Annotated in this window: 20 protein-coding genes; 12 read left to right on the top strand and 8 right to left on the bottom strand. The window is 41.7% G+C overall.

Annotated elements, in window-relative coordinates; all coding sequences use genetic code 11:
• Positions 1-103: 103 nt before the first annotated feature.
• The 3 genes from H6G41_RS11305 to H6G41_RS11295 form a co-directional block, all read right to left on the bottom strand.
• The gene (locus tag H6G41_RS11305) at positions 104-835 is read right to left on the bottom strand and encodes a 15,16-dihydrobiliverdin:ferredoxin oxidoreductase (RefSeq protein WP_190746294.1); all 732 of its coding nucleotides are present in this window, start codon (positions 833-835) and stop codon (positions 104-106) included.
• Positions 836-982: 147 nt separating this feature from the next.
• Positions 983-1,549, bottom strand: coding sequence for a Uma2 family endonuclease (locus H6G41_RS11300; RefSeq protein ID WP_190746293.1), 567 nt, complete (start codon positions 1,547-1,549; stop codon positions 983-985).
• Between the two features lie 174 nt (positions 1,550-1,723).
• Positions 1,724-2,311: a phycobiliprotein lyase gene (locus tag H6G41_RS11295; protein WP_190746292.1), complete on the bottom strand. Its 588-nt coding sequence runs from the start codon at positions 2,309-2,311 to the stop codon at positions 1,724-1,726.
• A 240-nt stretch (positions 2,312-2,551) separates the two neighbouring features.
• Between H6G41_RS11295 and H6G41_RS11290 the strand changes: the two genes are divergently transcribed.
• Positions 2,552-3,367: a pentapeptide repeat-containing protein gene (locus H6G41_RS11290; RefSeq protein ID WP_190746291.1), complete on the top strand. Its 816-nt coding sequence runs from the start codon at positions 2,552-2,554 to the stop codon at positions 3,365-3,367.
• 97 nt (positions 3,368-3,464) lie between these two features.
• Here H6G41_RS11290 and H6G41_RS11285 read toward each other — a convergent pair whose 3' ends face one another.
• The gene (locus H6G41_RS11285) at positions 3,465-4,124 is read right to left on the bottom strand and encodes a HEAT repeat domain-containing protein (protein WP_190746290.1); all 660 of its coding nucleotides are present in this window, start codon (positions 4,122-4,124) and stop codon (positions 3,465-3,467) included.
• Between the two features lie 23 nt (positions 4,125-4,147).
• Complete coding sequence (locus H6G41_RS35060; protein WP_242037889.1) at positions 4,148-4,270, bottom strand: DUF1838 domain-containing protein; 123 nt, start codon at positions 4,268-4,270, stop codon at positions 4,148-4,150.
• 224 nt (positions 4,271-4,494) lie between these two features.
• On the opposite strand from H6G41_RS35060, the gene H6G41_RS11280 reads away from it, so the two are divergent.
• Positions 4,495-5,076: a phycobilisome protein gene (locus H6G41_RS11280; protein ID WP_190746289.1), complete on the top strand. Its 582-nt coding sequence runs from the start codon at positions 4,495-4,497 to the stop codon at positions 5,074-5,076.
• Positions 5,077-5,348: 272 nt separating this feature from the next.
• On the opposite strand, the gene H6G41_RS11275 is transcribed toward H6G41_RS11280, so the two are convergent.
• The 3 genes from H6G41_RS11275 to H6G41_RS11265 all read right to left on the bottom strand — a co-directional run bounded on the left by H6G41_RS11275 (position 5,349) and on the right by H6G41_RS11265 (position 8,801).
• Positions 5,349-6,077 (bottom strand): phycocyanobilin:ferredoxin oxidoreductase, encoded by a 729-nt coding sequence (locus H6G41_RS11275; RefSeq protein ID WP_374939421.1) that lies wholly within the window; start codon positions 6,075-6,077, stop codon positions 5,349-5,351.
• Between the two features lie 203 nt (positions 6,078-6,280).
• Entirely contained in the window at positions 6,281-6,655 is a 375-nt protein-coding gene (locus H6G41_RS11270) for a response regulator (protein ID WP_190746287.1), read from the bottom strand.
• A 10-nt stretch (positions 6,656-6,665) separates the two neighbouring features.
• The gene (locus H6G41_RS11265; RefSeq protein ID WP_308796208.1) at positions 6,666-8,801 is read right to left on the bottom strand and encodes an ATP-binding protein; all 2,136 of its coding nucleotides are present in this window, start codon (positions 8,799-8,801) and stop codon (positions 6,666-6,668) included.
• A 287-nt stretch (positions 8,802-9,088) separates the two neighbouring features.
• On the opposite strand from H6G41_RS11265, the gene H6G41_RS11260 reads away from it, so the two are divergent.
• The 10 genes from H6G41_RS11260 (at position 9,089) to H6G41_RS11215 (ending at position 17,126) form a co-directional block, all read left to right on the top strand.
• Positions 9,089-9,643 carry a hypothetical protein gene (locus tag H6G41_RS11260; protein WP_190746286.1) on the top strand — a complete coding sequence of 185 codons (555 nt, stop codon included), beginning with the start codon at positions 9,089-9,091 and terminating at the stop codon, positions 9,641-9,643.
• Between the two features lie 398 nt (positions 9,644-10,041).
• The gene (locus tag H6G41_RS11255) at positions 10,042-10,518 is read left to right on the top strand and encodes a DUF2656 domain-containing protein (protein WP_242037888.1); all 477 of its coding nucleotides are present in this window, start codon (positions 10,042-10,044) and stop codon (positions 10,516-10,518) included.
• Positions 10,519-10,539: 21 nt separating this feature from the next.
• Positions 10,540-11,244 (top strand): ankyrin repeat domain-containing protein, encoded by a 705-nt coding sequence (locus H6G41_RS11250; protein ID WP_190746285.1) that lies wholly within the window; start codon positions 10,540-10,542, stop codon positions 11,242-11,244.
• A 358-nt stretch (positions 11,245-11,602) separates the two neighbouring features.
• On the top strand, positions 11,603-12,463 hold the full coding sequence (locus H6G41_RS11245; protein WP_190746284.1) for a phycobilisome linker polypeptide: 861 nt from the start codon (positions 11,603-11,605) through the stop codon (positions 12,461-12,463).
• A 40-nt stretch (positions 12,464-12,503) separates the two neighbouring features.
• Complete coding sequence (locus tag H6G41_RS11240) at positions 12,504-13,253, top strand: phycobilisome rod-core linker polypeptide (protein ID WP_190746283.1); 750 nt, start codon at positions 12,504-12,506, stop codon at positions 13,251-13,253.
• A 118-nt stretch (positions 13,254-13,371) separates the two neighbouring features.
• Positions 13,372-13,902 (top strand): phycobiliprotein lyase, encoded by a 531-nt coding sequence (locus H6G41_RS11235; protein ID WP_190746366.1) that lies wholly within the window; start codon positions 13,372-13,374, stop codon positions 13,900-13,902.
• A gap of 162 nt (positions 13,903-14,064) precedes the next feature.
• Entirely contained in the window at positions 14,065-14,688 is a 624-nt protein-coding gene (locus H6G41_RS11230; protein ID WP_190746282.1) for a chromophore lyase CpcT/CpeT, read from the top strand.
• Positions 14,666-15,028, top strand: coding sequence for a CpeR family transcriptional regulator (locus H6G41_RS11225; RefSeq protein ID WP_190746281.1), 363 nt, complete (start codon positions 14,666-14,668; stop codon positions 15,026-15,028). The genes H6G41_RS11230 and H6G41_RS11225 overlap by 23 nt, the downstream gene beginning before the upstream one ends.
• A 468-nt stretch (positions 15,029-15,496) precedes the next feature.
• Positions 15,497-16,264 carry a thioesterase II family protein gene (locus H6G41_RS11220; protein WP_190746280.1) on the top strand — a complete coding sequence of 256 codons (768 nt, stop codon included), beginning with the start codon at positions 15,497-15,499 and terminating at the stop codon, positions 16,262-16,264.
• A 229-nt stretch (positions 16,265-16,493) separates the two neighbouring features.
• Positions 16,494-17,126 carry a hypothetical protein gene (locus H6G41_RS11215; protein ID WP_242037887.1) on the top strand — a complete coding sequence of 211 codons (633 nt, stop codon included), beginning with the start codon at positions 16,494-16,496 and terminating at the stop codon, positions 17,124-17,126.
• Positions 17,127-17,385 lie beyond the last annotated feature (259 nt).

Raw genomic sequence — 17,385 nt, 5'->3', positions numbered from 1 at the left:
CTTTCAAAACCTACACAATAACAACGGAAAAATAAACCGCAGAGGGTGCAGAGTCCACAGAGGAATAAGAGTTTGAGAGGTTTTGTGCTTAAAAAGCCTATCTCTATTTGGTTGCTACAGCTGCTAATGGCACAGCATCCTCAAATAAAAATTCATGCAAAAATCGCTCTGACCATTGATGTCCAAAGTAGCTGCTGAATAATCCAGATGCAGGATCGCGATCGGCACTATATTGGTCGTAGTCTTTTTGTGCTTTGACAATTCGTTGAATGTCTGACTGATCAATTAAAGGTTTGGCTTGGGCTAGCATCTGCCAATATAAATTTAGATAGTCTTTGAAGGCTGCAAATACCCTCGTTGTGACTGTTTCGGCATCAGTTTTGGCAAATAACAGATATTTTGAGAAGTATTGGTTAGCATCATAAAATTTCATTTCCAGATTTTGCGCCAAGTCTGGATATTTATCGCGCAATGTCTGCAATGGGTAGATATACTTCCTCAAGTAGGCTTCATCTTGAAAAAGAGGCTGGAAATCCATCACAATCAGGTTTTTTACCTGTCCGAAAGACAGAAAGTCAATGCCGAGTAAGGGCAAATCATAGTGATGATTTGGATAAATCACACTATTAAAAATTTGAGCGCTTGCACCTGCATCGATGTATGTATAGCGAATTTTGCGTAATTCTGGGCATTGATAACACCAACTCTGAATTGTGGCGGGATTCCTGCCGCGATCGCTCACCTGATACTCTAGTCCGGAGGGAATTGGGCGACTCTCCAATGTAAACCGTTGCAAAAGCGATTGTTCCAGATGCTCAAGGAAGCACTTATACATAAAAGTTAGAGACTAATTTGCCTTAATCCCAGAGAATACGGGATTCGCAGATTCGCCGTCTCGAATATATTAAACAAAGTAACGATCCTTAACGTTAGCCAGAAATGACAGTGCAATACTTAGAGGATGCGATCGCCATTTCAATTATTAACTCACCTTTAACCACCCAAAAATCTCACCTACGGTCAACTCTAACCCAACGCAGAAATCTGGTACTGGCAAAACAGCATCACTATTTTCAAAAGGTAAAGGTTGTCGTCCAGCAGGATAAGCGGCTATGAATCGTTCATCAGGGTCAATTAACCATCCCATTTGTGTACCGTGATTGAGAGCATGTAAAATTTTTTTTGTAACTTTTGTATGGCTTTGCTCAGGGGAAAGAATTTCTATTATCCAGTCGGGTGCGATAGTGAATGTATTGGCAATATCACCATTTTCGTCTATAGAAAGCCTTGCCCAAGAGAATACAGCAACATCAGGAACTATAGAAAGTCCACCAAATGTGCAACGTAATTCTGGAAACGCCCAACCCATTTTTTGGACTTTGACAACAGAATTGATTCTCGGACATAATTCTCCTTGAATCGTGCTATGTTTTCCTTGAGGCATGGGTTTTTCAATGATTTGTCCGTCGATATACTCTAAGCTCGGCTGAGTTTCTGGTAGTTTAAGAAACTCTTCTAAGGTAACTATTTTATTTGCAGCTTGTACCATTGCGATCGCATCCTCAACTCAGGATTATTTTTTTACATAATTAAGTTCTAAAACTTCTAAAATCTTTGGGTAAATTACCGATTCGCATATCATGACCTTCCTGAATATGAGAGGAATAAAGTGCTTTTACAATTTTAACCTGCTGTACATTTGCTCCCAATTATCTATTGACAATTATGATGATGCTCTAGATAAATTGTGTTCTACCATTTGTGCTAAATTCGCCTCAGTTAAATAGCGTCGCTCAGAGCAATAAGTCATTAAATATACGCCATTTAGCATTCGCACCGTACTTACACGTACTCGAAAATCATCGGTCATAAACCAGCAGCGTTCCTGTCCCTGGTTGGTTTCATATTCGGTATCGATAGTTAAAATACCGTCTTGTCCGAACCAGTAACGGCTAACTACGGGAATTTTTTCCACATAGCCTTGATTCCGCAGCAATTTTCCCGATCGCCCAGTCTCATCATCTGGTACATCAATTAAGACAGCCGCACGCTCCGGATCGGGTTCGCGATCGTCGTCATGTTCTTGCCACATAAAGCTAGCGCCTCCCTTAGCCCTAGCTGGATCGATACCTTGGGATTCACAGATAGTTTTTACTCGTGGATCGTGGACTGTAATTACTCCCACATAAAGCTTTGATTCTCCCGACTGATCCGCCACAGTATCAAAGTGATGCACCGTGCGCTGGGTAAACCAGACTCCTTCACTCTTATGGAAAAACTCCATCATGGTCATTGGTTGTACAAAAGGCATAGCTGATCCTCTAATAAAACAGGGACAAAGAAGTATGAAGGGTGAAGGATTAAATAGGAATTATCCTAAATATCAAAAGATGGGCATTAATTAAGCGAAAAATTTATCTTGTCCAGGCTACTGACGCTGACACATAGCGAAAAATTTTTACTTCATCATTTGTTTAATCAATACCCAACTCTGATGATTGTAGATATATCGCGGTACAATACCCCTACAATAATCTCACAATTTCAATTCATGATCGGCAGAGAGACTCAAAAGACACCTCTAGAGGTTTTGACTGTCCTCAAGGCGGGAATTGCTCTGACGCAAGAAGATTTATATCAATTCAACCTTAGTGGTTTAGAACTGCAAAGAGCTAATTTACATCAAGCTATTTTGATTCGTGCCAATCTGAGCAAAGCGGATTTGAGTGCAGCTGATCTCAGTGGCGCTGATTTACGAGCAGCAGATCTCAGTTATGCGATTTTAAGAGATGCCAATTTAGAGGCAGCTTGTATGTACAGAGTAGATCTGAGTGGTGCGGATTTACGAGGAGCTAATTTGACCGACACCAAGCTGCTAGGTGCAAAATATGATAGCCAAACCCTTTTTCCTGAAGGCTTTAATTACAAATCTTCGGGAGCGATTGGGCCTAATGCCTATTTGAATGGTGCCCAGTTGAATACAGCCAACTTGCGTCATGCTGATTTGCAGGGTGCAAGTATGTTGGGAGCATATTTAGGGGGAGCGGATCTAACTCGTGCGAATCTTCAAGGCGCGCGGTTAAGTCAGGCTGATTTGCGCAAAGCCTGGTTACCAGGAGTATGTTTACGTAATGCGCGGTTAAATGGAGCCAATTTAGCCGGCGCTGATTTACGCGCAGCTGACTTGACTGGCGTGGAGTTCGAGCAACTAGAAAGCATTGCTGGGGCAGATTTTACCCATGTTCAAGGACTCAGTGACGATATGCGATCGCGCCTCCTCAGTCAACCAGCACAAGAACTAGATACACCTCATGCTTTAACCCGTCGCACCACACGCGCCAGTCTGGAGAGTGTATTCAAATATTAAAATTAGCCTGGACTTGCTTCAAAACCTTGATCTACGAGAATTTTATTGTCTAATTGTCATTGGGCATGGGGCATTTGTTGTGCCCCCTCATCCTCTCTCAAGAGATTAAATTTTCCATTGCGGCCCCCACTACTCGATGATCGGTATCTTGTCTGAGTTCTGCTAGGGCTGCTTTGGCTTCAGAAGTATTAAAGTGCTTGAGGGCATAAGCAACTCGTACCCGGATATATTCAGATTCAGAATTTTTCAGCTTCAGGAGTTGGGTTAAAGCTGCTTCAGATTGTCGGGAATTAGCCAAATATCCCAGCGCATCTACAGATGCTTCTTGAACTGCCGCATCGTCACCTTCTAACCCCAGAATACAAACCTCTAAAACGTCCTCAGGACAATCCATTTCTACCAAGGCTGCCAAAATACTGCGACGTACCAACCAGTGATCGTCTCGCAAAAATGTCTGTACCAGATGAGAGACAGAAATTTTGCCAAATAAAGACAGGGAATTAGCCGCTTCTGCGCGCACATTAGGAGTATTATCAAACTTGATAATTTGCAACAGGGCAGCAAAGGATTCTGAGGTTTTTTGCTTACCCAACTCCCTAGCCACAAAGGTACGTACCAGAAATTCTGGATCTTGGATATGGCGGTTAAGTAAAGGAACAGCGACATCAGCCGGATAATCTTGTAGGGCAGAGATTGCCTTCAGGCGGTATTGAAAATCTGAGTTTTGCAGATCGGTTTCGATTTGACTGAGATTCATAGAATTTACACTCTGAAACTAAGTTACAGTTTTTCAGGAATGGGAAACCGTTCTCCCTTGAGGTAAGCGTTAAAGTGCTGCTTAAAGTACAGTGTACTAGTCATATTTGGTTCGTCACTCTGGTCGGGTGTAAATTCATATGCCACCAAACTTCTCCTTCCCAGCGATAGTAAAGCTACTGACCGTGATAGTTTCTATAGAAATCCAGGTTATTAACTGTCTAGTCTTCTAAATTGTTCATAGTTTGCCTGTTGAGTTTGCTAACAAATTACCGCTACATTGTTATTCAATAGGTTACTAACAGTTTTGCTGGAAATTTGAAACAGAGCAAAAGTTTGACCTTCCCAACAGTCAATTCATATTTTTGACCATGACTCAGCCACAATTGAGTGAAAAGGTTCGAGAACTGATTAAAAAAGCCAGGATTGTCAGTTTTGCTACCTGGCAAAATACCCATCCAGCAGAGGCTATTCAACTATTCCAGGCGGCTGATGATGAGGGACGGTATCTCACCGATAAAGATTTACAGCAGATTGAGCAGCTTGTACCTAAAAATACAGATCTCATTCCTGTCACTCAGGAGTTACGCGATCGCGTCCAGGAAATCGTAGATGAAGCCAGAAGCCAGGTATTAGCTCAATTTCCCAACATTACCCAACCTGGAGGAGGCCTATACCCTTCAGTTAGGGCTGATGCTTGTTGGCGTGATTTTTGGCACTTCCTTCGCTGTATTACTTATGGTATTGCCGGACAACATGCTGACTATACGAGTGCTGAAGGATTGCACTATATGCAACTGTTGTATCAAGAATTGCAAGTACCTTTAGATGCAATGGTTATTGGGCTAGAAGGAATTAAAACTGCCAGTTTAAAGCGAGTGGAACCAAAGCAGCAAGCCGTCGTTGCGCCCTATTTCGATTGTTTGATTGAACAATTAAAGCTTTTTCAATAAATTGGGCATTGGGCATTAGGCATTGGGCATGGGAAAGATAGATTTTCGTGTTTGGTTGTGGGTTTTTCCCATGAGGAACTAGCTTGAAAATAGTGTTGACAACTGACAACTGACAACACTTCGACAAGCTCAGTGCATCGCTGACAACTGACAACTGACAACTGACAACTGACAATTAACCCATTAAATATCCCCGAATTCTTGGAGGAACTCGGGGATCTAGCAAATCAACAAAGTAAATTTTTATTATCAAAAATGTATAGGTGACATTTTTAGGCTACATAGTCAAAGAGCATAGTTGTCATGTAGCGATCTGCCCATTCTGTACCAAAGGATTTTTCGAGAACGCGCCGGGTTTTATCATTCTGTTGCTGCTTGGTACAGTAGTTTCGTTGCCCTGCAAGTACTTTGGAAATATCCAGATTTGATGTTAGAGGTGTTTGTTGACTAGCAATTTGACAATGAATGGTTAAAAATTCCCGAACCCGGTTGAGAAACTGATCTTCTTCTTGAGAGTCTCCCGGACGAATAAAGAGACAAAATTCCGAAAAGATATCGCCCCACTCTGGTAAAGTGCGTGGTTGGGAAAATTCCAGCGCGGATAATACAGATAATTTTTGATAATAGCTTAAAGGGAGAGTGCGATCGCTACTAATAGGAGACAAATCCGCGATCGCCGCACTAATTCCTCCCCGCCCACCAACCAAATCTGTACCAAAGATGGGTATGGCATATTCGGGATTAGGGAACATAACACAGTGCAAAATATCTAAGCCATTGCCAACCTGAGCCAATTCTAAATGCAGTTTGCGAAATTGCGGAGTTTGGTAGCAATGATTTTCAATTACCAGTCGTTCGCCTTCCAAATGTCCCTCAACGTAGCCTAAACCTTCGGGAACAGAGTAAGGAGACAAATCTAAGTAGTTTTGCCAAATTTCTTCAATAGAATCCGCTAATCTGTGGATTAACTGATGCTGACGGCTTCTGATGGACGCTGACATAGACTTCAACATATGCTTCTTTGGGAAAATAGAATTAATACTTACCTTGGCGCATAATTTGTGCAAAATTTGTGCAGGGGAAATATGGGCTTCAAGAAAATTGGGCAAGTCAGCCCCTCATAAAAAAATCCCACAACCAAACATGAAAATCTCTCTTACCTAGCCCCTAGCCCCTAGCCCCTAGCCAGGGTAACGCTATGAAGCTACCAATGGAGAATTCTACTAATTTGCTCCGGTAGATCCAAAGAGTTAAAGGGTTTGGTAATGACACCGCTAACACCGATATCGTTAAACTGACGCTTTTCTGCCGTTTGTGCTTTGGCTGTTAACAAAATTACCGGAATTTGTTCAGTTTCTGAATGAGACTGAAGTTCTTTAAAGGTAGCAATACCATCCATATCTGGCATCATGACATCCAACAAAATCACATCGGGTTTTTCGGTTTGGGCAGTTTGGATGCCTTCAAAACCAGAACTAGCCGTAAAAACTTCCCAACCCGCCGCCATTCTGATGCCGAATTGCACAACGGTTTGAATAGTTTCTTCGTCATCAATGATTAAAATCCGCTTATTATCCATAGCTCCCCCCTCATGAGATATTGGCGCTGTCAAGGGTAGGTAATGTGAATGCAAATGTGCTTCCACAACCTGGAGTACTCTCAGCCCAAATTCTGCCGTTGTGTTGCTCAATAATTTTGCGACAGATTGTCAGCCCTAAACCAGTACCACCTTTTTTGCGGGAATCTGACGAATCTACTTGTTGAAACCGTTCAAAGATTCGTTCAAGTTGATCGGCGGGAATGCCTTGCCCTTCGTCGCGCACCCGAAATACCACTTCTGGGGGGAGGTTTGGGGAAGCTTGCTCTTGTTCTACGGTGAGCCAAACAGTCCCCCCAGGCGATGAAAATTTGATAGCATTACTAAGTAAATTTGTTAAAGCTTGTAAAATGTAATCGGCATCAGCCCAGACTGAGATGTCCTGGGGTTGTTTAACTAAAGTTATTTCTTGCTGCTGTGCCATTGCTTGCATAGCCTCTGCTGCTTGGATCATCAAATTAGCAGCATTACAGGCTTGGCACTCCATGATGACTTTGCCAGACTCAATGCGCTGCAAATCGAGGACATTGTTGACTAACCGCACTAACCGTTCAGTACTGTCATCGGCAATTCCTAGCATTTGTTGTCCTTCGGGTGAAAGATTGCCCAATCGCCCTGTCGCTAAGATTTTCAGGGCACTGTGCAAGGAAGTTAAAGGAGTCCGCAATTCATGGCTGATGATAGAAATAAATTCATCTTTCATCCGTTCAATGGCTTTGCGATCGCTAATATCGCTGCTAAGAGCGAAAAATCCCTTCACCATTTTCTCGCCATCTAAATGCGGGATGTAAGTCACATCAACCGCTCGCCAACTCCCATCTTTTAAAACAATATCATTTTCATAGTTGACGGCTTGCCCAGATAAAGCTGTTTTTACATAAACTTGCATTCTTTGGTAGCAATCTTCGCCCCAAACCTGTTGTAGGTGGGAACCATAAATTTCTTTGGGGGATTGTCCTAACCAATCCTGATATGCTTGATTGTTAAAGCGATATTGTTGGCGATCGTCCACATAAGCAATCAGTACCGGCAGCGCATTGGTAATTAAGCGCAGTTGCTCTTCACTCTGTCGCAACGCCGCCTCCGCTTGCATCCGCACATTAATTTCTTCCTGCAACTCGGCGGTGCGGGCGGCTACTACCTCTTCTAAGCGTTCTAAGAGTTGGGCTTGAGATAAAGCAATACTTATTTGATCTGCTAATTGTTGCATCAATTCCAACTCAAAATCCACCCACTGGCGATAGTTGTCGCATTGGTGGGCGATTAACAACCCCCACAGCTGATTTTCGGAGTTAGCATTGAGATTTTGGACGATTGGGACGATTAATTTCGCTTTAATCTGAAATTGATCGACAAATTCCACCAAACATTCTGCCAATCCAGCCACCGGATCGTGGACATTGGCGATCGCTCTTACCCGTCCCTGAGCATACAATTGTTGATATTCCTGGGGAAATACTTCTTGGGGAAATTCCAGATCCATCAATGTCGGGTAATCTGGTAAAACTGATTCGCTGATAGTTTTTCCCGTTCCATTGGGCAATACATGATAAATTAGCACGCGATCGGCTTGGAGAATCCGTTGCACCTCTGTAACAGTGGTGTGCAGAATTTCCTTGAGCTGTAACGACTGGCGAATTTTCAGCGTCACTTCCGAAAACAGTTCCACTCGTTGCTGTTGCTGTCGTAATTCCGCCTGCATTGATTCCCGACGCTGACTAATGTCTCGCAATAGCAGCAGATGACAGTGGGGAAGTACATTTGGGGTTAAGGTATATTCCACCTCTCGCCGATGGCTAGAAGATGAAACTAACAGTTCCCCCATCAATGATTGTGTTGGCGGAAAACTAACACAGTTGGGTTGAGTAGCAAATTCCGCAGTGATAAAACTAGATACAGCTTGCCCTTTGAGTTGCTGACGCGGTAAGCCTAGTAGATCGCAAGCAGCAGCATTTATATCTACAAAACATAAGCGATCGTCAATCAGAGCGATCGCATCATGGGCGTTCTGAAATAAAGTTTTCCGCAGACGCTTGTGAGTGCGTTTTTTAAGTTTCGATTTTTTCGCGCCAGATTGCGTGAGCGAATCTTTCCGCAGGAATCGCTGCTTAGAGGAACGTTTAGACACCTACATCTGTATGCAAAGGGACATTTCCATTTTTTACTGAACTTATCTCAAGTTCAAATTTGATTAAGTTAATGTTATAAAATTTAACATTTCATCTAAGTTTCTACAGACAACCTAGTAGCATCTATAAGTTCTCATCAAGCAGACTAAGAATAGCTTTACACATCGGTTAAGTTGGTGGGTATAAATTAGGACTTATGCACTATAAAAATAAAAGATTATATACATTGATTAGCTGAATCCATGACAAATTAATAGTGTATAAAATATAACTTTTAGAGATAATTATGTTACTAGATGATATAGCAATGCAAGAAAAAACTGATGTTATTGAGTGTACAGATACAAAAATTATTCTTATTAATTCTTACTCTTTAATATTAACTACTGTGCATAATATTTTATTTTGTTTTTTAATACTTTTTGGCATTTTTTTGGTTGCAAAACCCCCTGCTAACCTTGATTCTTTTCAAGCATCCATCAATTTATCAGGCTTCTTATTAACTACACTCAAAGGTAATCCAGCTATTTTATCTCTGAAGCTTGCTGGTTTGTTTTTCATTTTGCTAAGTACTTTTGCATTATCTGTAAAAAAGCCCAACCTGGTAACCTTCATCCGTGAACAAGCCAAGATTACAATTAGCGGACGTAGTTGGTTTGGAATTGTCCCTTATCAAGAAGTTATTCCATTTAATCAAGTCGTTAGCAAGAATATTTCCAAAAACCACTCTGCTGTGATTTTGCCCTTAAAGTCTGGAAAAATGGTCTTTATTGGGAATATTTCTGAATTGAAAGTGATTGATGCAATTATTGCTATAGTTCAATGTAAATCCTCTGAATAGTGCAGTTATAAGTATTGAGATATTATTTAGCTTGAAGTAACAAAATAAAATCTTTAACTACAATTTTCACCTGATTACTAACATGTTGGCGATCGCAGTTAATTTTTTGATTTTTTCGTACCAAATTGGGTTAGTCAAGCTGTGATGTTGATAAACTCAAGGCATCAATATTATTCCAAGTTTATCAAGTATTGCACTTAGGCAATTTCAACCAATTACCTTAACTTTACTAAACTTAATGAATCGGATTTAGGTAATTAACCCTACTATGGTTAGAGAATAGGAATGGCTTGAAGCATTTTTCCAACTGCCAATAGCAAGATGTCATACCCATCTGATGAAGCTATCTGCTAGGCATCAAGTCGCTAAAACCCTAGCTGTAATTATGCTAAACCCAAATGTTTAATCAATTTCCAGGGCGAATGCTGCTCTCTCATAACTTTAATGTTTCTTCTGAAACCATACCCGCCCTCAGTCGAGAAGAATTTGCGGAAGTTTTTAAATCGGGTCTGAGTGCCTATGAAAACCTAAAATGTAGGCTGGTGAATCATCCTCATTGGACTGTAGAAATTTTATTCCCCACCAATGAATTTTCGCCGCAGCAAGTTGGCAAACTCTGCGCTCAAGCCCTAGCCGAGAAACGACAATCACAGCAATTAAGTGCAGAAACTATCCCAGAAATTTTAGTTTTAGGTGGTATCAAAACAACTCCTCCTACTAGCGATTCTCCTGATGCCCTACAACCAGGAAACTGGGGTGTGGATGTGGTAGAGACTAACTCTGGGGAGGCATTTTTGCAGGCGATCGCATGGGATGCTACCATTGCCCAGAAACCTGCTGATAGTGTATTCAAAGTTGCACTCAAGCAAGCTTGAGCAAATAATTACAAATTAACAATGCCTTCTCTCAACGAAGATTTAATCCGCGCGATCGTTAAAGGTGACATTGCTACTGTAGAAAGCTTATTAGCCCAGGGAGCAGATGCCAATACTACCGGAGGCGTTACAGCCTTGGGAGCCAGTAATACAGCATTAATGTGGGCAGCTACAGAAGGTTATTTCGATATTGTGGAATTGCTGCTGGCTCATAATATCGATGTAAATGTGAAAAATCCAGCAGGTTATACAGCTTTAATGTTTGCCGCAGAAAGCGATCGCCGCAATATTGTATCGCTGTTGCTGGATCGTGGTGCGAGTATTAGCGATCGCAATTCCTATGGGGAAACTGTGCTGATGACAATGGCGCGGCGCGGTCAAACAGATATTGTGCAACGGCTCGTAAAGATAGGTGCTGAGGTAAATGCCACCAATAAAATCGGTGATACAGCATTATACTTAGCAACAGATAATGGGCACAGCTACACCGTCAAAGCATTGATTGAACTGGGAGCCGAAGTGAATACCGCCAACATCGGTGGTTGGACTCCCTTAATGATGGCAGCAGCCAGAGGCGATCTGGAAACTATGGAGATTTTATTAGAAAATGGCGCAGACTTCCGCCCCAAAAATCGCTGGGGTGCCACAGCCTTAAGTGAAGCCCGCAATTCCTTTCGTTCCCGTCAAGCCGTAGATTTGTTAATCCAAGCAGGGGCGACAGAGTAGTACAGGTAGAGGGGTAGGGGACAAGAAAGACAAAGAAGAAAAATCTCCAATGCCCAATGCCCAATGCCCCTTAAATAATCGTTTGTGCAAACCGAGTGCAAAAGTCTCTCATTTTATCAAGATTTACAAATCTTGATGCTCATCGTTGCACGGTCATAAGAAAATGATCATAACAAAGCGTATAAAACGCCTAAACACCTCTATCGCCTAGGAAATAGCAACTTCCATGCTTGTGGAAGCTGTCAATTTGGGTTGCAATAAATCAATCCAGTGATTTGATTGCCTAGGCGAGCAATCTGAAATTTATTTACAAATTGAAACAATTTTCTTAAACTTTCGTTAACAGGAGAAACAATTAATGCCATTTGGACCAGCTTCACGCCTGGGAGTCAGCCTGTTTGATGAAACCCCTCCCGTAGAGTGGGTACCAGGTCGCTCACCAGAAGAAGCAGAAATAGTCATTAAGGCAGTCTATCGGCAAGTATTGGGTAACGCCTATGTGATGGAAAGTGAGCGGCTCTCTGTCCCTGAATCTCAGTTTAAGCGGGGTGAATTGAGCGTCCGCGAGTTTGTCAGAGCAGTAGCTAAATCTGAACTTTATCGTTCTCGCTTTTTCACCAGTTGTGCGCGTTACCGGGCGATTGAACTCAACTTTCGCCATTTGTTAGGTCGTCCACCCCTGGATTTGGAAGAAATGCGCTCCCACAGCACCATCCTTGATACTCAAGGATTTGAAGCTGAGATCGATTCTTATCTCGACAGTGATGAGTATCAATCTACCTTTGGCGAAAACTTTGTTCCCTATATCCGAGGCTACAAAACAGAAGCTTGTACCAGCATGGTGCAATTTACCCACACCTTCCAGTTGGTGCGGGGTGCTTCTAGCAGCAGCTTGAAGGGTGACTTATCGGGCAAAGCTCCTAAGCTCAATGCTTTAGTAATTCAAAACACACCGACAGCAGTAGTTTCACCTGCTAGTGCTGGGGCAGTATTCTCTACACCCCCCATTGGTGCCCGTACTCGTCTTGGAGTCGATGCCAGTGCAGGTGGTAAAGTTTACCGCATTGAAGTCACAGGCTATCGTGCCAAAACCTTCAATAGTATTTCCAAGTTTCGCCGTTCCAACCAAGTCTTTCTGGTGCCTTACGACAAGCTCTCTCAAGAGTATCAGCGGATTCACCAGCAGGGCGGTGTGATTGCCAGTATCACTGCTGTCTAAATCAGCTGAAAACTTACCAAAATTGAGGAGGTAGATTTCAATGACATCCCAGACAATTCTTGAACTGTGGCCTGCTAGTGGCTTAGAAGAAGTTCAAAATATCATCCGTGCAGTATATAAACAAGTTTTAGGCAATCCTCATGTAATGGAGAGCGAGCGGTTGGTGACAGCAGAGTCACAATTATGCGATCGCTCCATCACAGTGCGGGAATTTGTGCGCATCGTTGCCAAATCTGATTTTTACCGTAACCGCTACTTCTCCTCTTGCGCTCCCTATCGTTTTGTAGAACTGAACTTTCTGCACTTGCTTGGTCGAGCACCCCAGGATCAACGGGAAGTTTCCGAACATATCGTTCGTACTGTGGCCGAGGGCTACGATGCGGAAATTGATTCCTACATCGATAGTAGTGAATATCAAGCAGCCTTTGGCGAAAACATAGTGCCCTACTATCGCGGTAAAAACAGCCAAGCCAACTTCAAGCAAGTAGGCTACAACCGGATATTTGCCCTCGATCGTGGCCCGGCCCAAGTTGACAGCTCGGTGAAAACTGCCCAATTGGTTTATGCAGTTGCAACCAACAGCGCCAATGCTATTAAAGCCTCTTCGCCAACTGTGATTGGTTCTGGCACCGAAAAACGGTTCAAAATCGTGGTGACAGGTTCCAAATTCGACAGTCCTCGCCGCACCAGTACTACTGAGTACATTGTCCCAGCTAGTAAAATGACCCCGCAAATTCAGCGGATTAATCGCACTTCTGGCAAAATCGTGAGCATTACTGAAATTGTGTAATGTTTAACAGGTTGGGGCAAATGCCCCAACCAAGATAATTGACTTTTTTAATCAGCAATTTTTCTAAAAATTACCGAAAATCCGCAGCAAATAGCTAAAAACGGAAAATAAAGAATTGATGGATATTAGGGAGTTTGTCGCAAATTCTATTGGGCGTTGGCGATCGCAACGTAGCGCCCATCACTTAGCCTTCAGTCACTTTGAAGCCGTACAGTCTGAGATAGATATTATTTCTCTTTCCGATGACGATCCAGCAGTGATTGACCTGTGTAAAACACATAACATCGATCCGCAGACAATAGTTTCCCCATTTCGGATGACTTGGGAGGGTCAATCAGACTGGGATGACAGTGAAATCAAAGGTAGTTGTGTCCTAGTTCCCGTCCCCGATCCCATCGATTCCCATCGCGGTAAACTTTTGCGCGACCAAGGTTATGCAGAAACCATCGCCGCGGCTGGCGATTATTACTTGACGGAAGACGGCACATTCGTGCTGATTACCGCCTACGATCGCGCCGCCGCTGAAGAAAAAATCTGGTTTGTTAACCCTAATGTTCGTTGTCGGGTTTCCTTAATTAAAACTAGTGCTGGTTCAGGAGTTGTCACTGCCTCATTTTCTTCAGAAATCCGCCAGGATATTCACAATTAAACTAGTTTTGAAAATACATTACTAGTCATTTCTAGTCATATATATACAACGTCAGAGCGTGCAGTCTAAACATTAACTAATCGCGTTAATTCGTCATGTCATAGGTTAAGGTCATAATTTTGAATTGGCAGTTTTGTATTGTTTATTTATCTTTATTTACTTATGAATTCTTCTCCACCACAGATCCGCGACAGTACATCCAATGATTTAATTACCCTAGCTCGTTGGATGGCAGGAGATTTCAGTAATTATAAACAAGCATTTGAAAATCCTAAAGATTACGCCCATATTCACGTATTATTCCGGCCATTACCGTGGAAATTCTTTTCAGGAATTGGAATGTATTCAGAACAGGTTTATGACTATGATTTGTGGCGACCTTATCGACAGGGCGTGCATCGCTTAATCGATAGAGGTGATGATATTTATATCGAAAACTACAGTTTAAAAAATGCCCTAATCTATGCTGGTGCAGCCCGTGAATTAAGCATCCTCAGAACCATCACCCCCGATTGTATTGAACGCCGATATCACTGCTCGATGATTTTCAAACGAGAGGGAGATAGATTTGTTGGTGCTGTTGAGCCAGGAAACTTGTGCTTAATTGAAAAAAATGGCTGTCAGACTTATCTCGACAGTTATGTTGAAATCACACAAACCACTTGGGTAAGCCTAGATAGAGGGCTAGATGTGAATACAAACGAACAAGTTTGGGGATCTACCTTTGGGCCTTTACGGTTTGAAAAGCAGGAGAGTTTCGCCCATGAAGTTCCAAACATCCTATGATATTTCCCTGCCTAATCTGGCCATTAAAGCAAATATGCTACCTCCAGAAGCACAGAAAAAAATGCAGTGCTGGATTCGCAGTAGACATTTAATTTGTTCGGGCAATTTCTTTGTTTTTGAAACTGTAGATTATAGTGCTATTGAGCGTTTTTCTAAATGTGTGGGAGCCTTGGGAGGAACTGTGATTTCTGTTGACCCAATTGACAAAATTTGGATGGGCGATCACCGTCAAGTGATTCTCTATCGGGCAAGAGCCAGTTTGCATACACCATGCCACAATTTGAAACAATATTGGCTAAAATATGGAGGCTTTCGCACCCGATTTGATGAGCAGGTTTGATTCTACAAATAATGTTTGTGGCACATCAATATAATATTTGAGAGGGCACAACATTGTTGTGCCTCTACCATCTGTTGCATTCTTTTTTCAAATAGTCAAAATTTTGGCTCTTAGGTAGAAGTTAGTCTCAGTAAATTTTATTGATGGAATTTTTCATTAAGTTTATGGATAAATGATGCTCTAGATGCAAATGAAAGCAATAAATTTTTCGGAAATTAAGCACTAATCTTAGATTAAAGCAGGTATATTCAATAATTTTCATGATTCTGTCGCCCAGAATTAATTGCCTGGATATAGTAAGTTATGGCAATTAAGTTTTGTGCAAACTTGACATGAGTTCTATTTTATTTTAGTCTTTATTGCAAATAACTTTCATCATCAAGCAAAAACCGTTGAGCGAACAGTCGGGTTTTAACTGGTTTAGGGGCTAGCAGATGGGAAATGGAAGAGTCGCAGTAATTTAAGGTAATGAGAACAAACATATCAAGTGATAATTCTGGGATAATTTTCCTGAAACCAAATCCTTTAGCGGCTTTACGCCTATTTTGTTTTCCTTATGCGGGCGGTAGTTCTTTAATTTTTCGTACTTGGACAAACTTTCTCCCGCCATCTGTAGAAGTTTGTGCTATTGAACTTCCCGGAAGAGGAAAGCAAATACAGTTACCGCCATTTCATAGAATAGATCCCCTTGTGGATGCGATCGCCTCCGTCATCCACCCCTATTTAGACAAGCCATTCGCTTTCTTTGGTCACAGTATGGGTGGCTTGGTCAGCTTTGAGTTAGGGCGGCTACTGCGTCAAAAGTATGGTATCCTGCCACTTAACTTATTTATCTCTGGTCGTCGCGCCCCCCAACTCCCCGACACAGAACCACCAATTCACAACTTACCCGAACCAGCTTTTATAGAAGAACTGCGCCATCTTAACGGTACACCATCAGCAGTATTAGAAAATGCAGAACTCATGCAGCTTTTTCTGCCAACTTTACGGGCTGATTTTGCGGTTCTCGAAACTTATATTTATACTCCTGAGGCAGCTTTAGAATGTCCCATCACTGTTTTTGGGGGATTAGAAGATACGGAAGCTAGTTATGACGAATTGCAAGCATGGAAAGAGCAGACAAAGGCTAATTTTAATTTACATATGTTTCCCGGCGATCACTTTTTTATCCATTCAAGTCAATCACTTTTACTAGACAAATTGACTAAATATTTACCCCATGAATTATCAACTTAAATGTGGCTTTTAAAAAATAGAATCAATAGGATTATTTGTATTTTTGATGCTATTTAATCAAAATATCCGCTAACCAATGCTTTGCACGAGCCAAGACACACACAATTGCCGCAACTCCCCATACATGAAGCCAGTCCTAGAACTATTTTTCACAAAATATTCTTGGTTTTTTAAACGCTATTTTATATATTTACTAGCCATATTCATGCTTGGTTATTCTCTGCCGACAATGGCATCAGAACAAAAACTTAATCAAGCTGATGAATTGGAAATACTCCAAACTAATATCACACAACAAGATATCAAAATTATCGAACAATTGGTGACTATTGCCGAGGGCAATTCCTCAGAAGTACTGGATGCAAAATCTGCTACAGGATGGCGTGCTTTTCAGGATGTTTTATCCATAGAATTATCTCCATCTTTGACTACTACAAGTTACAATTCCCCTGATGGATTTGCAGAAAATGAAAGTAGTTTATATTTAAGTATTAGTCTCGACCCGATTAAGTTAATTAATGCTTTTCAACAAAAACCTATATTTCAAGCTCGTTTGCATGAAGCCAAGCAGCAAAAAAGATTAGCTGTTATGCGCTATTACTTCGCTTATCTTCAAGCTCGTCAAGCTGTGAAAATCGCAGCTTATCGAATGCAAAGTTTTAGAAATAATGAGCGTATTGCTAGTCTGAATTCTCAAGCCAAAACTACATCAAGTTTGCATAATCTTGCCAATGCTGATTATGTAGCAGCCGCAACAGAAATGCTTAATAGTAATACACGAGAACAATTAGCTTTAGAAGAATTGGCAGCTTGTGTTGGTGTATCAACCTCGGCAATGATGACTATGATTAATGGGCGTTAATTATCTGTATTTAGGGTAATTGTTGACGGTTGACGGTTGACTGTCAAAACTGATATTTTTCCCAACTAAAATAAAGTTTGCGACACATAAATATATTATAGAGGACAAGGCAATGCCCATTGGTGTCAACTTAAGCTAAAAGTAAGCAAAAGATGTAATCTAAGAACATTAATAATGATGTTCTTAGAGATACATCATGGCAAGAAAACGTCCAGCGCGAACAGGAAACCCAGACCTGCGGCAACAAAAACAAGTACCG

Source organism: Tolypothrix sp. FACHB-123, from assembly GCF_014697075.1.
GTDB lineage: Bacteria > Cyanobacteriota > Cyanobacteriia > Cyanobacteriales > Nostocaceae > Aulosira.
Note: the sequence above shows the minus strand (reverse complement) of the source record. Positions and strands in the feature narration are given on the sequence as shown.